Source organism: Marinobacter sp. UBA2498, from assembly GCF_002341575.1.
GTDB lineage: Bacteria > Pseudomonadota > Gammaproteobacteria > Pseudomonadales > Oleiphilaceae > Marinobacter > Marinobacter manganoxydans.
This window is the reverse complement of sequence record NZ_DDOI01000068.1, coordinates 57,198-63,694: the sequence shown is the minus strand read 5'-3', so window position 1 is coordinate 63,694 and position 6,497 is coordinate 57,198. Positions and strand designations below refer to the sequence as shown.

Annotated in this window: 6 protein-coding genes; 3 read left to right on the top strand and 3 right to left on the bottom strand. The window is 58.3% G+C overall.

Annotated elements, in window-relative coordinates:
• Positions 1 to 666 (top strand): FAD-dependent oxidoreductase (locus B2W52_RS09915; RefSeq protein ID WP_286802809.1); only part of this gene is annotated, 666 nt, incomplete at its 5' end.
• A 134-nt stretch (positions 667 to 800) separates the two neighbouring features.
• Positions 801 to 1,658 (top strand): acyl-CoA thioesterase, encoded by an 858-nt coding sequence (locus tag B2W52_RS09910; RefSeq protein WP_008173524.1) that lies wholly within the window; start codon positions 801 to 803, stop codon positions 1,656 to 1,658.
• A gap of 4 nt (positions 1,659 to 1,662) precedes the next feature.
• Here B2W52_RS09910 and B2W52_RS09905 read toward each other — a convergent pair whose 3' ends face one another.
• The 3 genes from B2W52_RS09905 to B2W52_RS09895 form a co-directional block, all read right to left on the bottom strand.
• On the bottom strand, positions 1,663 to 4,242 hold the full coding sequence (locus B2W52_RS09905) for an EAL domain-containing protein (protein ID WP_053113186.1): 2,580 nt from the start codon (positions 4,240 to 4,242) through the stop codon (positions 1,663 to 1,665).
• Positions 4,243 to 4,323: 81 nt separating this feature from the next.
• The gene (locus B2W52_RS09900) at positions 4,324 to 4,770 is read right to left on the bottom strand and encodes a flavodoxin (protein ID WP_008173520.1); all 447 of its coding nucleotides are present in this window, start codon (positions 4,768 to 4,770) and stop codon (positions 4,324 to 4,326) included.
• Positions 4,771 to 4,849: 79 nt separating this feature from the next.
• On the bottom strand, positions 4,850 to 5,953 hold the full coding sequence (locus tag B2W52_RS09895; protein WP_053113185.1) for a GGDEF domain-containing protein: 1,104 nt from the start codon (positions 5,951 to 5,953) through the stop codon (positions 4,850 to 4,852).
• Positions 5,954 to 6,162: 209 nt separating this feature from the next.
• On the opposite strand from B2W52_RS09895, the gene B2W52_RS09890 reads away from it, so the two are divergent.
• Positions 6,163 to 6,497, top strand: a 335-nt coding sequence (locus tag B2W52_RS09890; RefSeq protein WP_286802806.1) for an inorganic phosphate transporter, incomplete at its 3' end; no start/stop codon positions are given.

Below are 6,497 nucleotides of genomic sequence, written 5' to 3'. Positions count from 1 at the left end.
CTGCGCAATGGCGGTTACGAGGTTGACGTGATTGCTCCTTCCGAGGAGGTGATGCCGGGGCTGCTGCCGGAGGCGGCCGCTCATGCTGTCCAGCAGGAGCTCGAGAACCTGGGGGTCGGGTTTCACCTCGGAACCGTGGTTGATCGGATCGACCGCAGGGGTGACGGGGTCAGTCTGACCCTGGCCAATGGCGAGACTCTGGACGCTGATCTGGTACTGTCCGCTGTGGGCCTGCGCCCGAGGACCGATCTGGCCCGGGCTGCCGGGCTGGAGACGGCCAGGGGCATCGTAGTGAATCGCGCGCTCGAGACTTCCGCGCCGGATGTCTACGCACTCGGTGATTGCGCCGAAGTCGACGGCCACGTGCTGCTTTATGTCCTGCCGCTGATGGCCTGTTCCCGGGCGCTTGCAAAAACCTTGCTCGGTGAGCGCACCGAAGTGAGCTATGGCACCATGCCGGTGATGATCAAGACCCCCTGCTGCCCGACCGCCGTCTGTCCACCACCGTCGGAAGCCAAGGGCAACTGGGAAGTTGAGCAGGATGGCACCAGCGTCAAGGCGCTATTCAAGAGCGCCGGGGGCGATGTACTGGGGTTTGCGGTGACCGGCAGCTATGCCATGGAGAAACAGGCCCTGTCCAAGGAAGTGCCTCCGATACACGGCTGATTAGCCGGACTCCAATCCGCAGCCCCGATACCACGGGGCTGCTTTCTCTTGGCCGGCGACGGCTTTTCATTGCGAAATTTCGCCGCTTGCGGTAGAAAACTCCTTCGTGTGCTAACGAAATCACAGGAGCAGGCATGCTTGAGGTAACCAAGAAACTGGTGGAGTTGCTGGATCTCTCGCCCATCGGTGACGACCATTTCCAGGGGGACAGCGAGGATCTGGGCTTTCCAAACGTGTTTGGCGGGCAGGTTCTTGGTCAGGCGCTGATGGCGGCCAGCCGAACTGTTGAAGGTCGCCTTTGCCACTCCCTTCATGCCTACTTTTTGCGCCCCGGTAATCAGGACATGCCCATCGACTACGAGGTCCAGCGGGTCCGTGATGGTGGCAGTTTCTCGGTACGTCGGGTGATTGCCCGCCAGGACGGCAAGGAAATCCTGACCGGTTCCATGTCGTTCCAGGTAGCCGAGGAAGGATTCGAGCATCAGCTGATCATGCCGGATGCGCCGGACCCGGAAACACTTCGCTCGGAACAGGAATGGGGCGAACTGCTGGCACCCCAGGTACCCGAGAAGATGCGCCCGATTCTGACCCGGGACCGCCCGATCGAGATCCGCCCGGTGAACCCGGTCAACCCCCTGAAGCCGGAGAAGCGGCCGCCCCACAAGCAGAGCTGGTTCCGGGCCCAGGGGCATCTGCCAGACGATCCCGTACTTCACCGTTGCCTGCTCACTTACGCATCGGATTTCCAGTTCCTCGGGACTTCCCTGAACCCGCACGGCCTGACATTCATGAGCAAGGGGCTGCAGGTGGCCAGCCTTGATCACTCGATCTGGTTCCACCGGGATTTCCGCATGGACGAATGGCTGTTGTACGACAAGGATAGCCCCAGCGCTTCGGCCGGACGGGGATTCAATCGGGGTAATTTCTTCAATCAGGACGGTGTGCTGGTGGCATCCACTACCCAGGAAGCACTGATTCGTCAGAGGTCCTAGCCGGCTAGCCCAGCTTACGCTGGTCCGGCTGCTGGTGATTCTTATCCAGCCAATCCATCATTTCGTCGAAGGGCAGTGGCGGTGTCAGCAGGTAACCCTGGATCATGTCGCAGCCCATGTCCCTGAGCAGATTGGCGGTTACCTCATCCTCCACACCCTCGGCCACCACCTGATAGCCCAGGCTGTGGCACATATCAATGGTGGTCTGCACAATCACCCGGTCTTCCGCCTCGGTGGTCAGCTCGGTGACCAGTGACCGATCGATTTTGACCTCGCTCGCAGGTAGCTGCTTGATGTAGGACAGTGAAGAGTAGCCGGACCCAAAGTCATCGATCGAAACCGGAATGCCGGTGGCGCTGAGTGAGTTCAGCGCTCGCAGGGAGTTGCCCGGGTCCTGCATCATGGACGTTTCCGTTACCTCGAAAATAATCGAGCCCTGATGGCTGTGATAGCTGTTCATCAGACGCTGAACAAAGATGGGAAAGTCCGGTTCCCGCAGGTTGTTGGGCGAAATATTGATGGATATGTTCAGGGGCCAGCCGCGCTCCAGTAAGTGTGAGCGCAATTCCAGTGATTGCTCAATGACCCACCGGGTCAGAGGTTTAATTAGACCGGTCTGTTCCGCCAGACTGACAATCTCATCGGCGCGGATGGGGGTTGCCCGGCCGGGCCACCGGATCAGAACCTCAATTCCGACGATTCGACCCGTTTTCAGGCTCTGCTTGGGTTGCATGAACAGAGCGAGCTCGTTGGTATTGAGCGCATGCCGTAGCTCCGACACCAGGGTCAATCGGTCGGCGCTGTAGGAGTCCTTTTTGGATTTGTAATAGGCTATGCCACGTTCCCGCGCAGAGTCGGATCCTTCAGCGATCACTGCCCGACGTATCAGGGTATTGGCATCGGTGCCGTGCTCGGGAAAAATTGCCACTCCCAGGGCGGGGTCCAGAGGTATCTGCATGCCCAGATAGTCGATCGGGTAGCGTATGCCCTCCAGCGCCTTCAGAATGGCTCTGGGAACGTGGCCGGTTGCATCGGCGTCGACAACAAAGGCGAATGTCTGTGGGTCCAGTGACGCCAGGTAGAAATTGCGCTGATCACTCTGCTCAATCGGCAAGGCGCCCGGGAGCTCCCTCGCCACGGCATTGTAGTGCTTGGATGCCAGCGCCAGAATGCGGTCGCTGTTGCGATGCCCCAGCGTCTTCGTGACCGACTGCAGGTTATTCAGGTGGATGACGGCGACGCCATAGCGTCGCTCGGGGCTGCGCAGCATCAGGTCGTTCAGCATCATTTCCAGGCTGCTCCGATTGGGGAGGCCGGTAAGGGGATTATGCAGCGCATGATCCATCAGTTTCAGCTCTGCTGACCGTCGTGCTGCCAGAGCATTCAGTTCGGCTTCCCGGGCGTCAACCTTGTCCTGGCGTTCCTGATAAATTCGCGCCGCGAGGGCCAGCGTGAGCAGAATGGCCTCCAGTGCCGACCCAATCTGCATACCGTAGGTGGTCACAAAATTGTTTGGCAGCAGGCCGTACTTGTTGGCCGCGGTTATTGCGCTGCCCAGTGTCAGTGCCGCCCAGGCCACCGTGTAATAACCGGCTTGCGGGTTCCCCTTCCACCATTGCACGGGCCCCAGAACAGTGAGCAAAAGGCAGCTGGGTATTGCCAGGGCCACGGTCAGTCGGCTGCCCGTGCTGTAGTCCAGAAAGAATGTCATCAGACCAACCACTGCATTCAGTGAGATCATGAACAGTACGAGCCGGTTCAGAACAGGCCCGGTGTGTTCAAGTTTCAGGAATGAGCGGGAGAACACCAGGGTGAAGAAAAGAGAGAAAGGCACAGCCAGCAACATGATCTGATTCTGTAGGGCAGGGCTGTCAGGCCAGAGAAACTGATAAGTTGAGCCATTCAGGCTTCCGATAAGTAATAGATAGCCGAGTGTCGAGAGCACGTAGAGCAGGTATACCGGCTCTCGTAGCGCGGCAAAAATAAACAGGTTGAAGAAAATCACCGTGATCAGGATGCCGTAGTAAAGCGCGTGCATCTGGTCTTCGGTGGAAGAATGCTCGAAGAACGCCTGGGCGTTCCAGAGACGAACCGGAATCTGCATGGCCCCCTCGGTGCGCACCTCCAGCAGAATCTGGTACTCGCTGGCTATGCTTTGCTCGAAGGGGAACAGGAAATGGCGGTGCAGTATCGGGCGCTGTTCAAACGGAACGTGGTCTCCGGTCTCCACCCGCCGTGCGATTCGGCCGTTCTCAATCAGGTGGAAGGTCACTTTATCCAATTGCGAGTAGCGAACTTCAAGAAGGTTGATGGTCGCCGGCTGCGATACCGGAAACCGAAGCCAGACGGTATCGCGGATATAGCCAAAATTCGGACTTTTTTCCTCGAGAGTTTGCCAGCTGTCGGAGGCCAGGGCTTCACTGACCGTCAGCTTGTTGTCGGGGGCAACGCGCAGGTACTCGATTTGCGGAACATAGGAATCCTCGGCCCCGAAGGATGGGGCGGACAGGCCGGATAACAGCAAAAGTGTTATCAGTAAACGAAGCCAGAGGGTGGATGCCACGTCGTACCGCTTAATTGTCATTGTCTCTGGGAGTATGGCGTGTCGTCTTTGGCGGCTCAAGTCGCTGGCAGAGCCTGATTGGCAAATTTTTGTAGCCGTGTCTCAGATCTGCTCCAGCCACCCCCGGACCCAGGGCAGCGCTTCGGCCTCCGGTTCCATGGTTTCCAGGGCATCAATCCGAAGCGTGTCACCAACCTTACGGGCAGCGGTTTCGTAAAGCGCTTCCTCCATGAGGTCGCCAGCGCCACAGAAAGTATCTCCGTAGGAGCTGTCACCCAGGACGATGATGCCAAACGGCCGGCCGGGTTGTTGTGGCAACTGGTCCCTCAGGTCCAGGTAGAAGGGCAGCAGATTGGCCGGAAGCTCGCCCTGTCCGGTTGTCGATGTGCATACCAGTAGCGCATCGTTGTTCGACGTGATGTCATCCAGTGCCGGATTTTCCAACACGGTCACGTGGTGACCTTCCCCCTCAAGCTCTTTCTTGAGCGTTCTGGCCGTCAGGAGCGCGCCGCCATAGACGCTGCCCACCAGGATTCTGATTGATGTCATAGGTTATCTGCTCGCTGCCTTGGCACTGTTCATACGGTCGTTCGGTGGCGCACGATCATAGCGGGAGTGCTTTCTCGCCTCAAGGCGAGTGGGTGGGGGAAGGTTCGCTTTCCTGGCTTCGAACCCGCGGTGCTATCCGGTTGCGCCCGGATTCCTTGGCATTGTAGAGGTTCAGGTCGGCCTGTTTGAGAAGATCGTCAAGTGACCGGGCCTTGGCGATGGAGCAGACACCGGCGCTGATGGTTACCGGTAATGCCTGATCTCTGAACCGGAACGGGTGCCTGGCAACTTGCGACCGCAGTCTTTCAGCCAGGCTCAGGGCCTGGAGCAGTGAAGTGTCAGGCAATAACACCAGAAATTCTTCACCGCCCCATCGGGCCGCGACATCCGCCTGCCGAATCACGGTTCGCATCAATGCAGCGAACTCCCGCAGGACATCGTCGCCCGCGTCGTGTCCGAACTGGTCGTTGATCTGTTTGAAAAGGTCGAGATCGATCAGGGCAATGGAGAAGTGGTGGCCGGAGCGCTGGTAGCGGGAAAACTCCATGGTCAGGCGGTTCTGCATTTCACGGCGGTTGGCCAGCCCGGTGAGCTCGTCGGTGCGGGCGGCGTGCTCATGGGTTTCGGCCAGCGCCAGAAGTTCATTACGTGCTTTCAGTCGGCTGGCTTCGAGGACGAAACAGAAAATCGATTCGAAGGTCAGGGCCGCAAAAAAGCGGATCTTGAAATCCATGCTGTATTCCGCCGAGACCAGCGGTAGCCCGGGAAACTGGAACACCACTACCGCGACCAGGTAGCAGAACAGCAACACCGCCGTGCCGGTTTTCAGGTCAGTCAGGTAAAAAAGCAGAGGCGGGAAGACGTAAAACCAGAGTGGCCCGGTGTTGCTCTCGCCGCCGGACGCAATCAGGTAGGTGAAAAGCAGGCCGACAATAACGATCATCCCGGCTTTCTGGCGTGCCCGGTTGCCGGTGCTGGCAAAGTGCAGCATGTTCACGGCAATCAGACCGATGAAGGACCAGAGCACCCAGGCATGGGTCTCGTGTCCGGCGAACCAGGCCTTGGTACCGATGCCAACCAGAAAAGCGATAGCGGTTGCCGAGAGCCAGGTGAGCAGACGCGAGACCTGGCCGTCTTCCCGTTCGCCGGCAGCGAGCTGTCCGGAGGAAGTTGAATGAGGCATGGGAACCTTTTTTTTGCTGTTTTTGTGATTTTGGCGCTTATGTCCGGGATTATGAGTCAATTTAGTGCGTTTTTGCACTCGAGTCTGTGATGTGTTTAGTCTGTGTGAATTGTGACCGTTTTATTTCATTTTCATGTCAAAAAAATTATAGTTGCCGCGCGAAAGTGTTCGCCCCCAATCCTCACAGACTAAACGAGACCTGATCTGTTATGGCCCGTTCGAGCGGATTCCTGGATACCCTTCTCACCAGCCCTACCACGGAACGATACAGGGTCGGCATCAGCCTGCTTTTCTTACTTGGCGTGTGGCTGACTGTCGGATCATTCAGCCAGGGAATGCCCAACAGTATGTTGCTGATGGCCGCCGCGGTGATTGGCGGGTACATGGCGATCAACATTGGCGCCAATGACGTTGCCAACAACGTGGGGCCAGCGGTGGGTTCTGGTGCCCTGTCCCTGGGTGCCGCTGTGCTCATCGCAGCCGTTTTCGAGGCCGGTGGCGCGATCATCGCCGGCGGAGATGTGGTCTCCACCATCAAGGGTGG